This is a genomic window from Erythrobacter sp. 'gip.4 top 5', from assembly GCF_056495765.1.
Window position 1 is genome coordinate 2,195,941 of sequence record NZ_CP200270.1, and the last position, 15,294, is coordinate 2,211,234.

Here is a 15,294-nt window from a genome sequence, read left to right on the forward strand (position 1 = left end):
ATTCTCCCTCTGGCGCTGCCACAGACCTGCCCGAAAACGCCGCCCACGCTGCTGCGATGCTGGCGGAAGGCCGTGCTGCGCTGGTGTGGCGCCGGATCATTGCCGATAGCGATACGCCCGTGGGCGCAGCGCGGCGGTTGATCGTGCCGGGACGCGGGGATTTTTTGCTCGAATCGGTCGAAGGTGGCGAAGTGCGCGGGCGTTACAGCCTGTTGGGTCTGGACCCCGATTTGGTGTTCCGGGCCACAGGCAACAGCGCCGAGATCAACCGTGACTGGCGCACCGACAGAGAGGCCTTTTCCCCCTGTACCGGTGATGCGCTGGCGCAATTGCGGGCCTTGGCGGCCACGTGCCGCGTCGATCCGATGCCAAAAGGCTTGCCCCCGGCGCTTGCCTGCCTCGTGGGCTATCTTGGCTATGAAACCATCGGCCTGGTGGAAAACTTGCCGCGCGCCGCCGACAGCCCGCTCGATCTGCCGGACATGCTGTTCGTGCGGCCCACTGTCATTCTGGTGTTCGACGGCCTCACCAACGCGTTGTTTGCCATTGCTCCGATCTGGGAAGCAAGCGATCCCCATGCTGCCGTCGCGCGCGCTGGTGAGCGGATCGATGCAACACTAAGCCAGCTTGGTTGGTCAATGCCTGCTGCCCCGGCCGATACCGTGCCGGACGGCCTGCCCGATCTTACGCCTGTCATCGCGGCCGAGGATTACAAGGCGATGGCGCTCAAGGCCAAGGACTACATCCTTGCGGGCGACATCTTCCAGGTCGTGCTGGCGCAGCGGTTCACCTGTCCCTTCACCCTGCCACCGCTTGCGCTGTACCGCGCGCTGCGGCGGGTGAACCCTTCGCCTTTCCTTTATTTTCTCGATCTGCCCGGCTTTGCGCTGGTAGGATCGAGCCCGGAAATCCTTGTCCGGGTGCGCCCAAATGACAAGGGCGCAAACGAAGTCACCATTCGACCCATCGCCGGCACCCGTCCGCGTGGGGGAACGCGGGACGATGACCTAGCCAACGAAGCCAGCCTGTTGGCGGATCCCAAAGAGCGGGCCGAGCATCTGATGCTGCTGGATCTGGGGCGCAATGACGTGGGCCGAGTCGCGGCGGCAGGTAGCGTCGCCGTGACCGATAGCTTCACGATCGAGCGTTACAGCCATGTGATGCACATCGTCAGCAATGTCGTCGGCGATCTCGCGCCTGAAAAAGACGCGCTCGATGCGCTGTTTGCGGGTTTTCCAGCAGGAACCGTCTCGGGCGCGCCGAAGATCCGCGCGTGCGAAATCATCGCTGCGCTCGAACCCGAAACCCGCGGTGCTTATGCTGGCGGCGTCGGCTATTTCGCGCCGGACGGCAGCCTGGATTCGTGCATCGTGCTGCGCACGGCGGTCGTGAAAGACGGTGTGATGCATGTACAGGCTGGCGCAGGCATAGTGGCCGACAGCGATCCTGATTATGAACTCGCGGAATGCCGCGCCAAGTCAGGCGCGCTGATCGCTGCCGCGCGCGAAGCCGTGCGGGTCGCTGGCGAGCCGGGATACGGCCAGTGATGCGCCCTGCGTTTTTCGCTGCCGGCCTGATGCTCGGTGTGAGTGCCTGTTCCGAGGCGCCTGCGGGCGAGGCGGTGGTGACGGTCAATCTCGATGGGTCGAAGAACACCGACGTGTCCTCGCCGACGCCTACGCCCAGTGCGATGGCAGCGGCGGGACCTTCGGCATGCCGCGCCGTGACGTTCGAGACAGTCACTCTCACCCATTGCACCGCCGATCCCGCCACGCACCGGATCACCATGGCAAACCTCGGTGCCGACAAGCAGCCCTTCGGTTCGCTTTCAGCGTTTGCTGCCAGCGTCGATTCCGCCACCATCGCCTTTGCCCTCAATGGCGGGATGTATGGCGATGACCTCAAGGCGATCGGCTATTACGTCGAGCAGGGCGAGCGCCTGTCGGAACTCGACCGTGGCGAGGGAACAGGCAATTTCTACATGAAGCCCAACGGCGTGTTTTTCGGCACGGGCGGGCAATGGCGGGTGCTGGGCAGCAACACCTTCTTCGAAACCGTGGGTGACCGCCCGGCATTCGGCACCCAGTCAGGCCCGCTGCTGCTGATTGACGGCAAGCTGCACCCGGACATCCAGGACGACGGCCCTTCCAAGGCGATCCGCAACGGCGTGGGCGTGGACAGCGCGGGCAAGGCACATTTCGTGATCTCGGACGCGCCGGTCAGCTTTGGGCAACTGGCGCGCTATTTCCGCGATGAAGTGAATGTCGCAAATGCGCTTTACCTTGATGGCCAGGTGTCGAGCCTTTGGGATCCCGCCAGCGGACGCCTGGACAAAGCCCGCGTTGGCCCGATCATCGTCGTGACAAACCGCGAAAAGGCGCCCGCACAATGATCCTCGTCATCGACAATTATGACAGCTTCACCTTCAACCTCGTCCATTACCTGATGGAACTGGGGGCCGAGGTGCGCGTGGAGCGGAACGACGCGCTGACCGCCGCAGACGCGCTGCGCACCAACGCGGCAGGGTTCCTGATCTCGCCCGGCCCCTGCACACCCAACGAGGCCGGGATCAGCCTCGACCTTGTGGCGGCCTGTGCGGACGCGGGCAAACCGTTGATGGGCGTGTGCCTTGGCCATCAGGCGATCGGCCAGTATTTCGGCGGAACGGTGCAACGCGGCGGCTTGATGCACGGGAAGACCTCGCCCGTGACGCATGACGGCACCGGGGTGTTCGCCGGCCTGCCCTCGCCCTTTATCGCGACGCGCTATCACAGCCTTGAGGTGGTGAACGTGCCGGCCGAGCTGATTGCCAATGCCCATGCCGAAACGCCGGGTGCCGATCACCCGAGTGTGATGGGGTTCCGCCATGCCAGCCTGCCGATCCATTCGGTGCAGTTCCACCCGGAAAGCATCGCCACCGAACACGGTCACGCATTGCTGGCGAATTTCGCGCGCGTGTGCGGGCTGGAGCCGGTGATGCCCGCGAGGCTTGATTCATGAGCGCTCTTCCCGATGTATCCGCGCCGCTTTCCGAAGCCGAAGCCGAAGCGGCCTTCGGCGTCCTGCTCGATGGCGCACCGTCCGAGGCGGAGATCGAAAGCTTTCTGGTCGCCCTGTCCGCCCGCGGCGAAACGGCAGACGAAATCGCCGGCGCAGCGCGGGCCTTGCGGGCACGGCTGATCCCGATCACCGCCCCGGACAATGCCATCGATGTCTGCGGCACCGGAGGCGACGGGCACCACACGCTCAACGTCTCGACCGCGGTCAGCCTCGTGGTCGCAGCCTGCGGCGTGCCGGTCGCCAAGCACGGCAACCGTGCGGCATCCTCGAAGGCTGGCGCAGCCGATACGCTTGAAGCGCTGGGCCTCGACATGGACGCCGCCGGGCGCACGGCGGAAAAGACGCTTGCGGACATCGGCATCTGTTTCCTGTTTGCCAAGAACCATCACCCGGCCATGGCACGGATCCAGCCCATCCGCCTCAAGATCGGCCAGCGCACGATCTTTAACCTGATGGGCCCGCTGTCGAACCCGGCCAAGGTCTCCAGCCAGTTGATCGGCATTGCACGACCCGCCTATGTGCCGATCTATGCCGGCGCGATGGCGCGGCTGGGCACGGGCACATCGCTGATTGTCTCGGGTGATGAAGGGCTCGATGAATTGAGCCTGGCAGGTGGCAACGAGGTAGCGGTAGTCACCGGCAACGCCTTTACCATGGCGCGGCTGGATGCGAGCGAAGCCGGCCTGCCCCACGCACCCATCGAGGCGATCCGCGGCGATGATGCCAAGCATAATGCGGCTGCTCTGAAAGCGCTGTTGACGGGCGCCCTCAGCCCTTATCGCGACGCGGTGCTGTTCAACGCGGCAGGCGCGCTTACGGTGGCGGGGCGCGGCGAAGACTGGCAAACCCGCGCCGCCATGGCAGGCGAAGCGCTCGATTCCGGCCGCGCGCTGGCCCTGCTTAACCAATGGATTGCCCTCGCCCGATAAATTACCGCGCTAGCAAAGTGAGACGATGAACAAACTCGAAGAAATCTGCGCCGCCAAGCGTGATATCGTGGCTGCCCGCAAGCAGGCGGTCAGTGACGCGCAACTCACGTTGGCGGCGCGCACGCAAACCAGCCCGCGCGGCTTTGAAGCGGCGTTGCGCACCCGCGCCGCCGCAGGCTACGCCCTGATTGCCGAAATCAAGAAGGCCAGCCCCTCCAAAGGGCTGATCCGCGCCGATTTCCGTCCGGCCGATCATGCTGCGGCCTATCAGGCAGGGGGAGCCACCTGCCTCTCTGTACTCACCGATGCGCCCTATTTTCAGGGGCACGAGGATTACCTCGTCGCCGCCCGCGCCGCCTGCACCTTGCCGGTGCTCCGCAAGGACTTCATGGTCGATCCGTGGCAGTGCCTTGAAGCGCGTGCCATCGGCGCAGATGCGATCCTCATCATCGTCGCCGCGCTGAACAATACCGCCATGGCCGAGATCGAAGCGGCGGCTGGCGAACTGGGCATGGACGTCCTGATCGAAGTGCATGACGAAAGCGAGATGGAGCGCGCCGCCACGCATCTGAAATCGCGCCTGATCGGGGTGAACAACCGCGATCTCAAGACCTTCACCACCAGCCTTGCTGTTACTGAACGCCTCGCGCCGCTCGCGCCGGAAGGCACGTTGCTGGTGGGAGAGAGCGGGATCAACACGCCGGTTGACATCGCCCGGCTGGAAGCGGCGGGCGTGCGCACCTTTCTGGTGGGCGAAAGCCTGATGCGGGCTGACGATATTGCGATTGCCACAGCCACCCTGCTGGGCGCACAAATGGCTCAATGAGCAGGCTTACGCATCTGGATGAAAGCGGCGCGGCGCGTATGGTCGATGTCGGCGGAAAGCCTGCGACGGCCCGCTGCGCAGTGGCATCAGGGCGGATCACGATGGCGCCGCAAGTGCTGGGCGCAATCCGCACCGGTAACGCACCCAAGGGCGATGTTCTGGGAACGGCGCGCATCGCAGGGATCATGGCCGCCAAGCGCACTGGCGATCTGATCCCGCTATGTCATCCCCTCGGGCTTGAAGCAGTCGGCGTCGATTTCGCGTTCGAGGAAGGCGCCATCCGCGTCACTGCCACGGCCTCGTTGACAGGGCGTACAGGAGTGGAAATGGAAGCGATGACAGCGGCTTCCATCGCACTTCTGACAATCTATGACATGGCAAAGGCGATCGACAAGGGCATGATCATTTCCGAAATCCGCTTGATCGCCAAGTCCGGCGGCAAGTCAGGCGATTGGGCCGCGCCGCTTTGAGCGAGCTGCTGGACCTGGAAGACGCACAGGCCCGCCTGCTGGCTCTGGCTCCCTTGCTGCCCCTCATCTCCGTTCCTACCGAAGCCGCGCTCGGGCGCATCATCGCTGAGGACATCCGCGCTGCGCGCACACAGCCTGCCGCCGATCTGTCGGCAATGGATGGCTATGCGCTTGCACCCGGCGACGGGCCGTGGAGAGTGGTGGGCGAAAGCCGTGCGGGCGCGCCCTTTGCAGGCAATCTTGGCCCCACAGAATGCGTGCGCATATCCACTGGTGCGATCGTGCCCGAAGGCGGAGATCGTGTGCTGTTGCAAGAGGATGCGGTCCGCAGCGGCGATGCCGTAACCGCTACAGACCTGCCACCGCCCGGCCGCCACATCCGCGCCCGCGGGTTCGATTTTAACCGTGGGGATCGTCTGCTGGCCTGCGGCACCCGCATGACAGCAGGGCGCATGGCGCTCGCCCTCGCAGCCGGACACGGCGCGGTTACTGTCACCCGCCCCGTCCGTGTCGCAGTGATGGATTGCGGCGATGAACTGGCGCGCGATCCCGGCCATTGCCTGCCTCACCAGATCCCCGCCAGCAACGCAGCGATGATTGCAGCCATGCTCGCGCCGCTGGGATGCGACGTGACGCGGATCGGCCCCGTCCCCGACAATCGGGCAGCGTTGGCAACGGCGCTGATGGCGGCTGAGGGCGCAGACATCCTGATCACCTCGGGCGGCGTATCGGTGGGCGATCATGATCTTATCAAGCCAGCGCTGACCGATTGGGGCGCGCAGATCGCCTTCTGGAAAGTCGCGATCAAACCGGGAAAACCGCTGCTGGTGGCCACCCGCGGCGCGCAGGTGGTGCTGGGGCTGCCGGGCAATCCGGTGTCCAGTTTCGTCACGGCATACCTGTTTGCCCTGCCGCTGGTGAGGGCCAGCCAAGGTGATCCTGAACCTCTTCCCCGGTCCAAGACGTTGCACGCAGGGGAGAATCTTCCGGCCACCGGCCAACGGCGTGAATTTCTGCGGGCGGTGCGCAGGGGCGATGCGGCGCGGCTTGCAGGATCGCAGGATTCCAGCGCGCTTTTGGCACTGGCCGAGGCCGATTGCCTGATTGACCGCCCGGCCCACGCCCCCGCCGTGCCTCGCGGCGCCCCGATCCAGGTATTCAGTCTCCAAAATGGCTGAAATCCTTGGGTTTGCCGCGTGGCGCGCTTGACACGATCATGTCAGTTGCCTAATTGTTCCTTGTTCGTTCACTCTATGGCGAACGGGACGTGCACGCAACGCACCTGGCGCTTTGCCGCGCCGGTGCCTCTTGGAGCACTGATGGGACTGGCGCTGGCCCGATCGGGGTTGGTGTGAATGCGACCAAGGGAGATTTGATCCATGCTGACGGCCAAGCAGCACGAGTTAATCCGTTTCATCCAGCAGCGTCTGGAAGAAACCGGGATCTCGCCAAGTTTTGAAGAAATGAAGGAAGCGCTCGATCTGAAGAGCAAGTCGGGCGTGCACCGGCTGATCTCGGCATTGGAAGAGCGCGGTTTTCTGCGGCGCCTCCCCAACCGGGCACGGGCGCTGGAAGTGATCCGTCAGCCCGAAGACGCAACGCCTGCACCACGCGCCGCAGCAGCGCCGGGCGGCAATGTCGTGCCGATGGTTCCGCCAGCGCCGCGCCTTGCGCAAGCCGTTGCGGCGAATGACGTGGTCGAATTGCCCTTGCATGGCCGCATTGCAGCCGGCGCTCCGATTGAGGCGTTTGAGGAACATTCGACCTTGCCAGTGCCCGCGGCTCTTCTCGGTCCAGGCGAGCATTATGCGCTTGAAGTGTCCGGAGATTCGATGATTGAAGCCGGGATTTTCGATGGCGACTTTGCTCTGGTGCGGCGCACCAGTACGGCGCGCGATGGCGAAATCGTGGTGGCGCTGGTGCGCGGCGAGGAAGCGACGCTCAAATATCTGCGCCGCGAAGGGGGTCAAGTGCGGCTCGATCCCGCCAATGCGTCCTACGATCCACAATTCTATCGTCCCGACGAAGTTGAGGTTCAGGGCAAGCTCGCAGGGTTGCTGCGGCGCTATCACTGAGACGCTTGGGTACATCACTGCTGTGGTGTGCATCTGTGAATATGATTTCCGCTGTATTCCAATTGCTTAGGTAAATATGAGGCCGCTTCAGGGTGCACCCAGAGGCGGCCTTGCCTCGTCCAGATGCCGCCTTGGTGACGCTTGACCCCTGCTTGATCCGTCCAGACCCGCGCTTGCCGGTGGCTTGGTGTGCCTTTTCAGGCGCGGACGATCAGGCTCGATCCGCCACCAACCATGCGATCCCTGCCCCGCGGCGACAGTGGTGATGCGCTGGTGGGCGAGGTTGATGGACAGCCCCCCGCTTTGCCGCAGGTAGCGCCGGTCCGCCTTTAACCACCGTGGTCGGCAAGAGCGTGGCAGGAACCGTTCGGAAACAACCACATCCGCTTGGGCGCAAGCCGCAGCCAAAGCGCGTTCCTCCACCTGCGCACGCCCGCGTCCTAGCAGCAACACCCAGTCACGCCCGCCGCGATTCAACACCAGCGTACAAAAGGCGGTCGAACAGCGGCCTCCGTTCCATTGGGCAAGCGGCACCGGCTCAGCCGCCACGCCCGCAAGCTCCATCAGATTGTCGCGGGTGTAGGAGGAGCGGCTGTCACGCAAGGAGAGCAGGCGCGGTGTTCCATCGCGGCCAGGGACAGTGATGCCGACCTGCCGCCCATCATCCGCTACCAGAAGGTCGGGAATCGGGGTAAACACCACAAGCACGCCCGCCAAAGCCACAGGGACAAGCCCCGCAAGCCGAACCCTCCCCCGCCATAAGCCGAGCCATAGACCACCGGCAGCAAACATGCCCACAACAAATCCGCTGATTTGCGGCATCACCGTCACTGCGCCAGCTTGGGCCGAAGTGAAATGAGCGATGGCCAGCAGCAGCGCAAGCGATTGCTCGACCAGCCACCACGCAGGGCCGCCCAATTCCACCACATCAAGGACCAAACCCAGCGCAATCAGCGGCATGGAAAGGAATGTTACCAACGGTATTGCGACCACATTGGCAACCGCGCCGTAAATTCCGGCGCGGTGGAAATGGAACAGCACGATCGGCATCAGCGCCAGCTCAATGACTACGCCCGTCACAAACAGCATCACCACGCGCCGCCCGGTGCGCGCCCACCACGGCTCCTCGCGCGGAGCGAGAAAGCCGCGCACCGGGTCACTGTTCGACAGAGCGACAATCGCCAGCACAGCGGCAAAGCTCATCTGAAAGCTGGGTCCGATTGCGCTCTCGGGCCAGAGCAACAGCACAAACCCTGCGGCGACCGCCACCATCCGCAACGAAAGCGCGTCTCGCCCCAGCGCGAGCGCCCCAAGCACCAGCAGCGCGGCCACGCAACTGCGCACGGTCGGCACCTCCGCCCCGGTCAGAAGGGTGTAGCCAACCCCTGCGAGCGCGCCGATCCCTGCGGCCACCACCGGCAGGCGCACGCGCAAGGCAAGTGCCGGCCAAAGCGCCAGCAATCGCAGGGTGACAATGTAAGCCGCCGCAATCACCGCGCTCACATGGAGCCCGCTGATCGAAAGGAGATGCGTGAGGCCAGAGTCGCGCATCGCGATCTCATCGGACTCGGAAATCCCGCCGCGATCGCCGCTGGCAAATGCCGCCGCGATTGCGCCGGGCGAACCATCGACACGCGCGCGAACGTGCGCCGAAAGCCAGCGCTGAAGGCTGGCAATCCCGCCTTGCGCGGGCGCGGCGCGGACCATGGTGAGAGGGCCGACCATGGTGCCGGTCGCAGACAACCCCTTGAACCACGCCGCTCGGGCGAAATCATAACTTCCGGGCAACATCGGGCTCGCCGGTGGCATCAGCCGCGCGCGCAGCCGCACCACCGCGCCTTCGCCAAGCCCCGGCGGCACCCCGCTCTCACTCAAGGCCGCAAAGGGTACATTTATTCTCACCTTCTGCGCAGCCGGCTGATCCGGCAAACGCACCGCGAGGGTCAGGCGCAGGCGCTCATCGGCAGGCTGGTCCTCGCGGGCCAGCACATGTCCTTCAAGCAAAACGACCATCGGCGCCGGAATAGGCGGCGCCCCGACAACGGCCGAGCGTGCCCAGATCACTGCGATCCCGCCTGCAAACACCAGCCCACACACGGCAATTGCGAGACGCAAGTTCGCACGGCTTTCGTCCGCGGCGGTTCCTGGCGGCCAGATCATCAACGCGCCCAGCGCCAGCGCCCCGCCCCCGGCCATCGCAAAGCCCCAATGCCACGCCCCGGGCAGCATGAACCAAGCGATTATCCCAAGCGCAAAAATCACCGCCAACCACGGCGCGCGGTCAAATCCTGCCTCGTCCAGAAACCGCTCCGCTGCGTCCAGCGCTACTGCGCATGTGCCTCGCGTGCTGGACAATACCCGTATGGTTTGCCAAGGGCGCGGCACAGGTTCTCCGGGGCCTTTGCGGCCACCCGGATCGTCCCCCATCGGAATGATCGGCACATCGCGCATCGGCTTGTCCCCCCGACCGGCCTGGCAGGCGTCCAAGCCGCTCAAAGTGAACAGGAAGTCAAAGCCCATGGCAAGCGAAAGCAGCATCCCCGACGCGGCCACGCCAAGGAAAGTCGTGACACGCTTTGCCCCGTCGCCCACGGGCTTTTTGCATATCGGCGGCGCGCGCACCGCGTTGTTCAACTGGCTTTATGCCCGCCACCACGGCGGGCAAACCCTGCTGAGAATCGAGGATACCGACGCCAAGCGTTCCGATCAGGACGCAATCGACGCGATCATCGACGGTCTCGCTTGGCTCGGTCTGGACTATGATGCGCCGCCGGTGTTCCAATCCGACCGGGCCGAACGCCATGCCGAAGTCGCGCACCAGTTGCTGGCGGCAGGCCACGCCTACAAGTGCTTTGCAACGCCGGAAGATCTTGAAGCGATGCGTGCAGAGCAGCGCGCGAACAAGCAGCCCATGCGCTATGACGGGCGCTGGCGCGACCGTGATCCATCAGAGGCACAGGAGGGCGCGCCGTTTACCGTGCGCCTCAAGACGCCCACCGACGGTGAAACAACAATCCCTGATCAGGTGCAGGGTGACGTGACCGTCCGCAATGCTGAGCTTGACGATTACATCATCCTGCGTGCTGACGGCACGCCCACCTATATGCTTGCGGTGGTGGTGGACGATCACGACATGGGTGTGACTCACGTGATCCGCGGTGACGACCATTTGAACAACGCCTTCCGCCAGCTCCCGATCATCCGCGCGATGAATGCCATCGAAGGCGGCTGGCCCGATCCGGTTTATGCCCACATCCCGCTGATACATGGATCGGATGGGGCGAAACTGTCCAAGCGGCACGGCGCTCTGGGCGTTGAGGCCTATCGCGATGAATTCGGCATTTTGCCCGAAGCGCTGTTCAACTACCTGCTGCGCCTGGGCTGGGGTCACGGTGATCGCGAGGAAATTACCCGCAAAGAGGCTGTCGCGCTGTTCGATCTGAATGGCGTCGGCAAAAGCCCGTCACGTTTCGACATCAAGAAGCTCGAGAACCTGAACGGTCACTACTTACGCGAAGCCGACGATGCTCGGCTTGCCGCCTTAGTTGCCGCCCGGATCGGTGAGAACGCCGATGCCGCTTTGCTTACCCGCGCCATGCCCGTTCTTAAAGTTCGCGCCAAGAACCTTGATGAAATCGTTGATGGCGCTGGCTTTCTTTTCGCCAAGCGCCCGCTTGAAATGACGGATAAGGCTGGTGCTCTGCTGGGAGGCGAGGCCCGCACCATCCTGCGCGCCATTTGCAACGCACTTGCAGCGCAAAACGACTGGACAAGCGAGGCGCTCGAAGCCACTACGAAGGCGCTCGCCGAGGCGCAGGGATTGGGACTTGGCAAGCTGGCGCAGCCAATGCGCGCGGCGCTGACCGGGACGACCACCTCACCCGGTATCTTTGACGTTCTGGTCCTTCTGGGCCGGGACGAAGCTCTCGCTCGCCTCGACGCTCAAGCGGCATAGAGGCACCGCCGCGAGGGGCACAAAAACTTGGACAGGAGACACATCGTGGCAGACAAGCTGGCGAAACTCGAATTTGGAGGCAAGCCCTTCGACTATTCCGTGCTTGAAGGCAGCACCGGCCCGGATGTGATCGACATCCGCAAGCTCTATGCGCAAACCGGCGCCTTCACCTTCGATCCGGGCTTCACATCGACCGCCAGCTGCGAAAGCGCGCTGACTTACATCGACGGTGACGAAGGCGTGCTGCTGCACCGCGGCTACCCGATTGGGCAGCTGGCCGAAGACTCCAGCTTCATGGAAGTCAGCTACCTTCTGCTGAACGGCGAGCTGCCGGGCAAGGACGAGCTGGACGACTTTACCTACACCATCACGCGGCACACAATGCTGCACGAACAGCTGATGACCTTCTATCGCGGTTTCCGCCGCGATGCGCACCCGATGGCGATCATGTGCGGCGTGGTTGGCGCGCTGTCAGCGTTTTATCACGACAGCACCGATATTTCCGATCCGACGCACCGCACGATCAGTTCCCACCGCCTGATTGCCAAGATGCCGACAATTGCTGCGATGGCTTACAAGTATTCGGTTGGGCAGCCTTTTGTGTATCCCGATAACTCGCTGAGCTACACGGGCAATTTCCTGAATATGACGTTTGGAGTCCCGGCCGAGCCCTATGTGGTGAACCCGGTTGTCGAACGCGCGTTGGACCGGATCTTCATCCTTCATGCCGACCACGAACAGAATGCCTCCACCTCGACCGTGCGTCTGGCGGGCTCATCCGGCGCGAACCCGTTTGCCTGCATAGCGGCGGGTATCGCCTGCCTGTGGGGCCCCGCGCATGGCGGCGCGAACGAAGCGGCGCTCAACATGCTGCGTGAAATCGGCACGCCTGATCGGATTCCGCACTACATCGAGCGTGCCAAGGACAAGAACGATCCGTTCCGCCTGATGGGCTTTGGCCACCGTGTGTACAAGAACTACGATCCGCGCGCTGCAGTGATGCAGAAGACGGTACGCGAAGTGTTCGACGCGCTGAAGGTAACCGATCCTCTGTTCGAGACCGCTTTGCAGCTGGAAGAGATCGCGCTGAACGATCCCTATTTCATTGAGAAAAAGCTGTTTCCGAATGTCGATTTCTATTCGGGCATTATCCTCTCGGCGATCGGTTTTCCGACCACGATGTTCGCCGCGTTGTTTGCCCTGGCGCGTACCGTTGGCTGGGTGGCGCAATGGAACGAAATGATCAGCGATCCCGGCCAGAAGATCGGTCGACCGCGCCAGCTCTACACGGGCCCGACGAAGCGCGATTACATCCCGCTCGATAAGCGCTGACGGCATTGAATCCCATGATGATGCTCCGCGTGATCGGGTTCTTTCTGATCGCAATGGGCATCATCTGGGCTCTACAGGGTGCGCAATGGCTGCGCTGGCCGGCGGGCAGCTTTATGCTCGGACAAGACCTTTGGGTGCGGCTCGGTCTTGTAACGGCAGCGCTCGGCGCTGCACTGCTAGGGCTTGTTCATTACTACAAACGGCAGTGATGCGCGTGCGGTGGGGGTGGCCTATTGCCGATCTTACAAAGCCAATGCTTACAGAACCCGCGCGACAAATGTGATCTCGGATCAGTTACCCGCGCGGTAGCTCAAGCTTGAACAACGCGCCACCGCCGTGGGCGCTCTCCACCGTCAATTCACCGTCCATCGCCCGCGCCAGACGCCGCGAGATATATAGCCCAAGGCCCGACCCTGCCTCTTTGGCGCCACCCATACCGCTTTCGCTTCCACGGCCCAGACGTTCGCCCTTATTAAAGATCCGCTCAGCCTGTTCGGCAGTAACCCCGGCTCCCTCATCGGCAACAGTCACGGCGACGCGGCCTTCGCTTGAAGAAATCGTCGTTATGGTGACAGTGCTGGCGTCGGGCGAATATGCAATTGCATTACCGATCAGATTGATGAGAATTTGGAGCACGCGGCGGAATTCCGCCAGCGCGACGGCTGTGCCAGGCTCACCATTTACGACCATCATCGTTTCGCGATTCTGGGCGCGCACACCCAGAATACCCGCAGCGCGCACCGCTGCGTCGGCAAGGTCGACCGCTTCCTTGGCTGTAGCGAAATCGGGGGTCTCGACCACTTCAAGGTCTGCCAGATCATCGAGCATGGCTGCCAAGTGCTGTCCGGCGCTGGCGATCGTCCCGGCATATTCGCTGTATTCATCGCGCAACGGCCCAGCAAGACGCGCGCGGATCGTTTCGGCATTGGCAATGATGCGGGCAACAGGTTGACGCAGCACCGGGGTCAGCGCCGTGCCGACAAGGCGTGTGGGCGCAGTATCGGGGGTTTCGACTTCTGCCAGCTCCGCCAAGGACGGAAAGGCAAGAGTCTCCTCGGCAATCAGAAGCAACTCGAACCCGGCGGGGTTTTGCAGATCCTGACCCAAAGGGATCAACCGCACGCGCCACTGCCGCTCCGAGCCGGCAAAACGACACGTGGCCCCGTCAAGCAGCCGCCAATGAAGCGGCTGGTGATGGGTGATGCCTGTCAGTTCGACCAGCTCGCTCCATAGCGTACTGGGGGCAGAAAGCGCAGCGACCTGAAGCAATCCAGCGTCGGACGCGCGGGCGCTCAGAACCAGGAGGCGCTGAGAGGGATCGAGGCGGGCGGTGATTTCGGCCGTGGCGCGGTCGATAGCGTCGATTGTTTCGGCAAGCTCCCGTGCGTTCGGCGGCGCCTTCAGGCTACGCTGCCAGTTTTCCACCAGCACTTCACAGCCACCGCCTTCAGCTTGTGACAGCGGATGGATGCGAGCAAATCCGGAAATCTCAGCATCGCCATCAAATGCGCTGAACGCCCGTGCAATCTTGAGCCCCATGCGACGCGCCTGCTGCACCAGCGCGAGCAATTCGGGAACCGCAAGAGTACCGGGTAAATCGCCGCCGCAATGTTCCTGCAACTCTGCCAGCGGCGCATCAGCGCTCATCAGCCGGTCATGCGCGTCGGTCAGCCCATAAGCGCCCACGAGGGTGGTGTTCGCGTCCAAGGCGTTCTTCACATCGCGCCGCTGCTGGCGAGTAGCGCAGCAGCCTGATTTGCCGAGAGCGCCTCAAAACCGCGTGGCAAACGGCCTGACGATTGAACAAGAAGGATATTATGCTCGATTGCGGCAACGCTTTGGCCGCCTGCACGTAGCATCAAGGCCAGTCGCACGCTTTGCCCTTCATGACAGGCCATCACCGCATCTTTGCGTTGCTGGCGCGCAGATGTGGAGAGCGCGCTCACAAATAGGGCCAATCCGGCGTGATCCAGCCCAAGCGCAGCGACGACGCCGCCTCGCATTGCCGAAATCAGCCTGTTCAGCAGGCCTAACCGATTGGTTGCCTCGTCGTAGTCAGCCTGCAGGCGCTCCAAAGCGACGTTGTCGTTAGCTTCAAAATGGGCGCGCGCGATCAAACGATGGAAAAGCTCGGCGGGCAATTCACCCAGCGGCAACTCCATCCGCCGCTGCGCCTGCAAAAAGCGCGATTGCGCTGCCAATGTGCTCATGGCGACGCTGGCAATTGCAGCATCCTGCGATGCGATCAGTTCCTGCAGCAGCGGGCTCAACACAGGATCCACCCCGCTGCGGATCTGCAATCGCTCGGCAATCAATCCCTCTACAGCAAGGGTATGGCAGAAGCCAAGCAGCGCTTCGTCCACCATCATGTCCCGGGCAAGTCTATCGAGGGCGAAAGGCTCTACATCCGCAAAGGCACGGATGAGCGGGTCTTGTCCGGCCTCAGCAGTCAGCACTTGCGCGGCAAGATCCAGGATCATTCCGCGCACTTTCGCCAAGATTGCTTCACTTACCAAAGCATCGGCATCGCAACCAAGCAGATGACGTAAAACGGGGACGACCGCAGCCGCCGCGCGGGTTTCGCACGCAAGCTCGTCCGTGAGGATCGCCTCGACTGAAACGTCGGCGTCCAAGTCCACCATCTTTT

Annotated in this window: 14 protein-coding genes; 11 read left to right on the plus strand and 3 right to left on the minus strand. The window is 63.2% G+C overall.

Features of this window, described 5'->3' with window-relative positions:
• Positions 1-56: 56 nt before the first annotated feature.
• From ACRANW_RS10610 to lexA, 8 genes are all read left to right on the plus strand, one after another.
• On the plus strand, positions 57-1,547 hold the full coding sequence (locus ACRANW_RS10610; protein WP_479433920.1) for an anthranilate synthase component I family protein: 1,491 nt from the start codon (positions 57-59) through the stop codon (positions 1,545-1,547).
• The gene (locus ACRANW_RS10615) at positions 1,547-2,392 is read left to right on the plus strand and encodes a phosphodiester glycosidase family protein (RefSeq protein WP_479433921.1); all 846 of its coding nucleotides are present in this window, start codon (positions 1,547-1,549) and stop codon (positions 2,390-2,392) included. The genes ACRANW_RS10610 and ACRANW_RS10615 overlap by 1 nt, the downstream gene beginning before the upstream one ends.
• Positions 2,389-3,000 (plus strand): anthranilate synthase component II, encoded by a 612-nt coding sequence (locus ACRANW_RS10620; protein ID WP_479431759.1) that lies wholly within the window; start codon positions 2,389-2,391, stop codon positions 2,998-3,000. Before ACRANW_RS10615 ends, ACRANW_RS10620 begins: the two co-directional genes overlap by 4 nt.
• A complete protein-coding gene (trpD, locus tag ACRANW_RS10625; RefSeq protein WP_479431760.1) occupies positions 2,997-3,989 on the plus strand; it encodes an anthranilate phosphoribosyltransferase in 993 nt (330 codons plus the stop codon). The genes ACRANW_RS10620 and trpD overlap by 4 nt, the downstream gene beginning before the upstream one ends.
• Positions 3,990-4,014: 25 nt before the next feature.
• Positions 4,015-4,815 (plus strand): indole-3-glycerol phosphate synthase TrpC, encoded by an 801-nt coding sequence (gene trpC, locus ACRANW_RS10630; RefSeq protein WP_479431761.1) that lies wholly within the window; start codon positions 4,015-4,017, stop codon positions 4,813-4,815.
• Positions 4,812-5,285, plus strand: coding sequence for a cyclic pyranopterin monophosphate synthase MoaC (gene moaC / locus ACRANW_RS10635; RefSeq protein WP_479431762.1), 474 nt, complete (start codon positions 4,812-4,814; stop codon positions 5,283-5,285). The genes trpC and moaC overlap by 4 nt, the downstream gene beginning before the upstream one ends.
• Complete coding sequence (locus ACRANW_RS10640) at positions 5,282-6,463, plus strand: molybdopterin molybdotransferase MoeA (protein WP_479431763.1); 1,182 nt, start codon at positions 5,282-5,284, stop codon at positions 6,461-6,463. The genes moaC and ACRANW_RS10640 overlap by 4 nt, the downstream gene beginning before the upstream one ends.
• A 201-nt stretch (positions 6,464-6,664) precedes the next feature.
• Positions 6,665-7,360: a transcriptional repressor LexA gene (gene lexA, locus ACRANW_RS10645; protein ID WP_479431764.1), complete on the plus strand. Its 696-nt coding sequence runs from the start codon at positions 6,665-6,667 to the stop codon at positions 7,358-7,360.
• 87 nt (positions 7,361-7,447) lie between these two features.
• Here the strand turns inward: lexA and ACRANW_RS10650 are convergent, their stop codons facing one another.
• A complete protein-coding gene (locus tag ACRANW_RS10650; protein WP_479431765.1) occupies positions 7,448-9,952 on the minus strand; it encodes a ComEC/Rec2 family competence protein in 2,505 nt (834 codons plus the stop codon).
• On the opposite strand from ACRANW_RS10650, the gene gltX reads away from it, so the two are divergent.
• Genes gltX through ACRANW_RS10665 form a run of 3 tightly spaced genes read left to right on the plus strand, consistent with a single transcriptional unit; the run spans position 9,879 to position 12,856 of the window.
• Entirely contained in the window at positions 9,879-11,315 is a 1,437-nt protein-coding gene (gltX, locus tag ACRANW_RS10655) for a glutamate--tRNA ligase (RefSeq protein WP_479431766.1), read from the plus strand. The genes ACRANW_RS10650 and gltX overlap by 74 nt on opposite strands.
• 45 nt (positions 11,316-11,360) lie before the next feature.
• Positions 11,361-12,647 (plus strand): citrate synthase, encoded by a 1,287-nt coding sequence (locus tag ACRANW_RS10660; protein ID WP_479431767.1) that lies wholly within the window; start codon positions 11,361-11,363, stop codon positions 12,645-12,647.
• 14 nt (positions 12,648-12,661) lie between these two features.
• Positions 12,662-12,856 carry a hypothetical protein gene (locus ACRANW_RS10665; RefSeq protein WP_479431768.1) on the plus strand — a complete coding sequence of 65 codons (195 nt, stop codon included), beginning with the start codon at positions 12,662-12,664 and terminating at the stop codon, positions 12,854-12,856.
• A gap of 85 nt (positions 12,857-12,941) precedes the next feature.
• Here ACRANW_RS10665 and ACRANW_RS10670 read toward each other — a convergent pair whose 3' ends face one another.
• A complete protein-coding gene (locus tag ACRANW_RS10670; protein WP_479431769.1) occupies positions 12,942-14,366 on the minus strand; it encodes a sensor histidine kinase in 1,425 nt (474 codons plus the stop codon).
• Complete coding sequence (locus ACRANW_RS10675; RefSeq protein WP_479431770.1) at positions 14,363-15,289, minus strand: hypothetical protein; 927 nt, start codon at positions 15,287-15,289, stop codon at positions 14,363-14,365. The genes ACRANW_RS10670 and ACRANW_RS10675 overlap by 4 nt, the downstream gene beginning before the upstream one ends.
• Positions 15,290-15,294 lie beyond the last annotated feature (5 nt).

What these genes read in the sequence shown, in the direction of transcription:
- ACRANW_RS10615 (WP_479433921.1), top strand. Translation starts at nt 1,547, where the DNA reads ATGCGCCCTGCGTTTTTCGCTGCCGGCCTGATGCTCGGTGTGAGTGCC.
- trpD (WP_479431760.1), top strand. Translation starts at nt 2,997, where the DNA reads ATGAGCGCTCTTCCCGATGTATCCGCGCCGCTTTCCGAAGCCGAAGCC.
- ACRANW_RS10675 (WP_479431770.1), bottom strand. Translation starts at nt 15,289, where the DNA reads ATGGTGGACTTGGACGCCGACGTTTCAGTCGAGGCGATCCTCACGGAC.
- lexA (WP_479431764.1), top strand. Translation starts at nt 6,665, where the DNA reads ATGCTGACGGCCAAGCAGCACGAGTTAATCCGTTTCATCCAGCAGCGT.
- gltX (WP_479431766.1), top strand. Translation starts at nt 9,879, where the DNA reads ATGGCAAGCGAAAGCAGCATCCCCGACGCGGCCACGCCAAGGAAAGTC.
- ACRANW_RS10610 (WP_479433920.1), top strand. Translation starts at nt 57, where the DNA reads ATGCTGGCGGAAGGCCGTGCTGCGCTGGTGTGGCGCCGGATCATTGCC.
- ACRANW_RS10620 (WP_479431759.1), top strand. Translation starts at nt 2,389, where the DNA reads ATGATCCTCGTCATCGACAATTATGACAGCTTCACCTTCAACCTCGTC.
- ACRANW_RS10665 (WP_479431768.1), top strand. Translation starts at nt 12,662, where the DNA reads ATGATGATGCTCCGCGTGATCGGGTTCTTTCTGATCGCAATGGGCATC.
- trpC (WP_479431761.1), top strand. Translation starts at nt 4,015, where the DNA reads ATGAACAAACTCGAAGAAATCTGCGCCGCCAAGCGTGATATCGTGGCT.
- moaC (WP_479431762.1), top strand. Translation starts at nt 4,812, where the DNA reads ATGAGCAGGCTTACGCATCTGGATGAAAGCGGCGCGGCGCGTATGGTC.